Annotated in this window: 3 protein-coding genes; all 3 read right to left on the bottom strand. The window is 44.1% G+C overall.

Going from position 1 to position 4,917, the window contains the following annotated elements:
• Nucleotides 1-1,729: response regulator (locus H6S82_RS18145; RefSeq protein WP_191056508.1), on the bottom strand; the 1,729-nt coding region annotated here is incomplete at its 3' end.
• Nucleotides 1,726-4,584, bottom strand: coding sequence for a response regulator (locus H6S82_RS18140; protein WP_242056999.1), 2,859 nt, complete (start codon nucleotides 4,582-4,584; stop codon nucleotides 1,726-1,728). The genes H6S82_RS18140 and H6S82_RS18145, both read right to left, overlap by 4 nt.
• Nucleotides 4,585-4,631: 47 nt before the next feature.
• The gene (locus H6S82_RS18125) at nucleotides 4,632-4,814 is read right to left on the bottom strand and encodes a hypothetical protein (protein ID WP_190466602.1); all 183 of its coding nucleotides are present in this window, start codon (nucleotides 4,812-4,814) and stop codon (nucleotides 4,632-4,634) included.
• Nucleotides 4,815-4,917 lie beyond the last annotated feature (103 nt).

Raw genomic sequence — 4,917 nt, 5'->3', positions numbered from 1 at the left:
CGACGCTCTTCCGATCTTCCAGAATATAAGGAAGTCTTGCCGTTAGTGCCCGCTCGACATTTATCTGCACCATCTCTGCATCTTCAGGATGAATAATACTTGCAAATGTTCGCACTTGATTGTGAATAAATTCACTGGCAGGATAACCAGAAATTTCCTCGATTACATTGCTGATGAACTCCATTGTCCAATCATAGTCCCACTTACCCCGATAGATGGCTCCGCCGATATTAGAAACCAAACTTCTAAATCGCTGCTCGCTCTCCCGCAGTGCTTCCATAGCCAGTTTGCGTTCGGTGATATCTTCAGAAATGCAAAGCAGGTGCGTAACTTCAGAGCGCTCGTTAATAACAGGAACTTTTAGAGTTCGCAACCATTTTGTTTGACCGGATTTTGTATCGATGGCTTCGGAGGGAATATCAACTAACTTGCCCGTCTTGACCACCTCTAAGTCTTTTTCTAGGAAGAAATCTGCTTGCTCTTGGGGATATAAGTCGCGGACGTTGCGCCCTAATGCTTCTTCTTTGGAATTGCCAAACATCTTTTCGCTAGCTTTGTTCCACAGCACAAAACGAAAGTCATCCGCAACATCTTTGGCAAATACTGCTAAAGGGATGTGTTGGACGATCGTATCTAGGAACCGCTGCTGTTGCGACACTTCTTCTTCTAACCGCTTGCGTTCGCACGCTTCCAAAGCTAAAGACGCTAAATCTGCAAGGGAAGCTGCAAAATTTTGCTCTTCCGGTGTCCAATGACGATAGAGGCGGGATGACCCCGCCTCCATTCCTATGTGTTCCAGACACAAAACTCCCACTGTTTGTCCCCCCAGTCGAATGGGGGTATCCAGCATAGAAGTGATACCTAATGGAGTTAGGTAGGAATCTGTAAATTCTTTCGTGCGCGGATCGTTGCGAGCATCTTCAGCTGCGATCGTCCAATCTTCTGCCAAAGCTTTGAAATAGCCAGGATAGCTTGATTCAGTTAATTCCAATCCCTGTGAATGTTGGTTGACAGTCAGCTCGAATAAATCTAGGCATCGGATCGCTTTTTTTGTCTCGTTATACAGCCAAACACTGGCTCGTTCGATTTCCAGTGTACGAGCAGCCGCTTCGGTAATTTCTGTGAGGGCAGTTTTCAAGTCGCCTCGGTAGAGGGCGTTATTTCTTGATAGTTTTACCAGCACGGCGTTCTGATGGCGCAATCTTATTTCACTTTCCCGCAGGGCTGTTTCCGCTGAAATGCGATCGCTAATTTCTTGTTGCAGCCGCCCATTTTGTTCTTGCAGTTGCTTTTGCAGTTTCCGCAGCGTCAGGTGATTCTCCACGCGAGCTAAAACTTCCGCACTCTGAAACGGTTTGGTGATATAATCTATTCCACCTACTGCAAAAGCTTTTACTTTATCCAAAACATCGTCTAGGGCGCTGATAAAAATGATCGGCACATCGCGAGTTGGCTCGTTTGCTTTCAGATATTCGCAAACTTCATAGCCATTCATTTCTGGCATATTAATATCGAGTAATATCAAATTGGGCAGAGATGCCCGACAGGCAGTTAGCGCCATTTGGCCGTTCAGCGCTTTGCGTACTTCATACCCCCGCTCGCTTAGTATAGTCGCCAAAAGGCGCAGGTTATCCGGTTTGTCGTCAACAATAAGAATATTTCCTTTGCTGTTAGGGAGAAGCTCTTTCACCCCATCAATTTTATTTGTTAATAGTTGGTTGTTATTCATTTTCTTGACTGCTCAATTAAATCTATAACTTTATCAAAACGAAACTCATCTGCCCATTCTTTCAAGGTGTTGACCAGGGGGGGAATGCTGGTGGGAATTTGCTCGATTAGCTCAAAAATCAGACTATCGCTGCATTGGGCAGCGGCGTCGTATAGCTGCTCTACCCACTCGGCAGGCATTTGGGACAAGTAGGTATCGAGGGGGAGATTTGAGTTACCGCCCGGATCTGGAGAAGCCATACCCCTCAAAAGTGCTTCTTTTTTTGGTTGAACTTCCGACTCGATCGCGATCGGCTCCTCGTAGATGTATCGCACCCCTAAATAACGAGCCATTTTTTCTAAGATTAGCTCGACCGAGAAGGGCTTGCTGACGAAATCATCGCAGCCTGCCGACAAAATAGCAATGCGGTCTTCCTCAAAGGCGCTGGCAGTCAGAGCGACGATCGCAGTTGCTTTACCGAGAGGATGCTCTTTGATGCGTTTGGTGGCTTCGTACCCATCCATCACCGGCATTTGTATATCCATGAAAATTACCTGCGGTTGCCAGTTCTTCCACTGGACAATAGCTTCCTTACCGTTGGCAGCAGAATACACCTCAAAGCCAATGGCTGTAAGTAATTTAACCAACAGGAGGCGGCTGACTTTGACATCTTCAACCACCAAGATGCGATACTTCGGTTGATTGGGTGCTAGGCCAATTATCTTGCGAGTTTCTCGTGCAGCGGGAACTTTGAGATTGTCAACTACAGAAACGGGAATATCAAATTTAAAAGTTGTTCCTCTAGCCAGAGTACTGCTCACGGCAATCTCCCCTCCCATCAGCTGTACAAATTGTCGGCTAATGGGTAAACCCAATCCAGTTCCTTGCTCGGATTTTCGACCGCTTTCCGTTTGTCCGAAAGGTGCAAATAGGAGCGTCATTTCTTCAGGGGCAATACCTGGGCCGGTGTCTTCTACTTCAAATAACAGTCGAGAATTGTTCGTCGTCGCTCTCGATAAACCATCCACTTTCACGCGCAGGATGACACTACCTTTTTCTGTAAATTTGATCGCATTTCCCAGTAAATTAATTAAGACTTGGCGTAACTTGTTATCGTCCGTTTTGACGTATTTGGGAACCTCTGGAGCGAGTTGGAAGATTAACGCTAAACCTTTAGATTTAGCTTTGAGTTGGAACATCTCTTCGAGATTGGTTAGCAAGCGACACAGGTCAAAGCTATTTTCATTCAGCGTTACCCTGCCCGATTCGATTTTGGACATTTCTAAAATGTCGTTGATTAATGCTAGCAAATGCTCGCCACTGCGATTGATAATTCCCAATTGTTGCTTCTGCTCAGCCGATAGGGAGGCATCGCGGTTCATTACTTGAGTAAACCCCAAGATGGCGTTTAGTGGCGTTCTCAGTTCGTGGCTCATCTTGGACAAGAATTGACTTTTGGCACGGTTGGCCGCATCTGCGGCATATACAGATTCTTGGAGTGCTTTTTCTGCTTTTTTTCGTTCCAATTCGGCTGCGGCTCTGGCAGCGAAAATTTTCAAAATTAGCTCTCTTGTTTGGTCATCTGCCATCGGATTGATATCCATGACTGCCAAGTGGCCTAATACATTTCCGCTGGAGTTAACTAGAGGCATTCCTGCATAACTTTGTATGCCCAGTCTAGAGAGTAATTCATTGTTAGGGAAAGTGTCGGTTAATTTATTAGAATAAAAGCAAATATTCGCTTTTAAAATTGTTTCGCCGCAGGGAGTATTACCGATTTCAAACTCGATGTTTTCGTTGAAATCAAAGCCAGTCCAAAACGCCAGTGTACGCACTTTCGTTTTTTCTCGATCGGCCCACTCCGTTACCAAGGCATAACGAACTTGCAGTACTTCAGCCAGATATCGGACGCAGGAACGCATAAAGCTATCGCCTGTTGTTGAGGCTGTCCCTTCGACTATTAATTGTAATGCTTCTTCTCTATGCTTGCGATCGGTTATATCTCGCGCTACTACAATTACCGCCTCTGGAGAAAGAGGTGAAATATTTGCTCCCAGCCAAACTTCTCGCTCCTGAATTGTCACGTTGTATTCAACATAGACCGTCTGCTGAGTTAAGAGAGCTTGTTGAATACCGCTAAAAATCAGGTCAGCTTGCTGTTTTGGCAGAACATCGTGCAGCGTCTTGCCAATCATATCAGTCGGCGATTTGTACAAGTTTTCCGTATGTGTGGGGGCAATTTTAAGGCAGCGTCCTTCGGCATCTCTGACCAGCACAACATCGGTCATCGCCGCGAATATGGCACGCAGTTCCACCTCAGATGCTTGCAGTGCCGTCTCTACTTGTTGGCGTTCCCTAATCTCTTGTTCTAGTTGCAGATTTTTTTGTTCTAATTCTCCTGTGCGGATTCTTACTAACTCTTCTAACTTCTGATTGTAAACTTCCAATTTTGCATTTTGTTCTGCTAATATCTTCTCTTGAAAATAACTGCGTATGGCTTCTTTCACCGTCAGTTTTAAATCTTCCGATTCCCAAGGTTTGCTGATGTAACGATATAATTTAGCATGATTTATTGCATTGGCCACCGCTTCAATATCTGCTTGCCCTGTCAGCATTATTTTAATGGTTTTGGGCGAAATGGCATGGACGCGCTTTAATAATTCATCCCCTTTGATATCGGGCATTATATAATCAGAAATTATCAAAGCAATTTCATATTCATCTTCTTGCAACTCTCTTAATAATTCGAGAGCGTCTTCACCGCCTTCCGCAGTTTCTATAATATAGATATCGCCAACGGCTTTTTTTAATTCTATTTTCAAACTATCAAGTATTGTCTGTTCGTCATCAACACATATAATTACCGGATTTTTCATATTTTTTTCAAGCCATCCTTTATGGTTTCAATAACTTCTTTTCCCAGTCAGGGTTTGGACAAATAAGAATGTAAATTTGCTTCACGTTTAGCACGGTCAATTGCGGCTCGATCGGCGCTTTCAGCTATTTCATAAATAAAAGCATCTTTAAACTTGTTTCTGAGTTGAATTTTTAAACTATTTAAAACAACGCTTTCATCATCAGCGCATAAGATTACTGGTTTAGGCATAAATGGATTACTCCTTATTTAGTTAATTGGTAATAACACTGTAAATCTAGTTTTCCCCTGCCCCGAATCTACCCAAATTTTCCCCTCGTGTTTATCAATAATT

Origin of the sequence: Planktothrix sp. FACHB-1355, assembly GCF_014748295.1 — a bacterium.
Taxonomy (GTDB): Bacteria; Cyanobacteriota; Cyanobacteriia; order Cyanobacteriales; family Aerosakkonemataceae; genus Aerosakkonema; species Aerosakkonema funiforme_A.
Note: the sequence above shows the minus strand (reverse complement) of the source record. Positions and strands in the feature narration are given on the sequence as shown.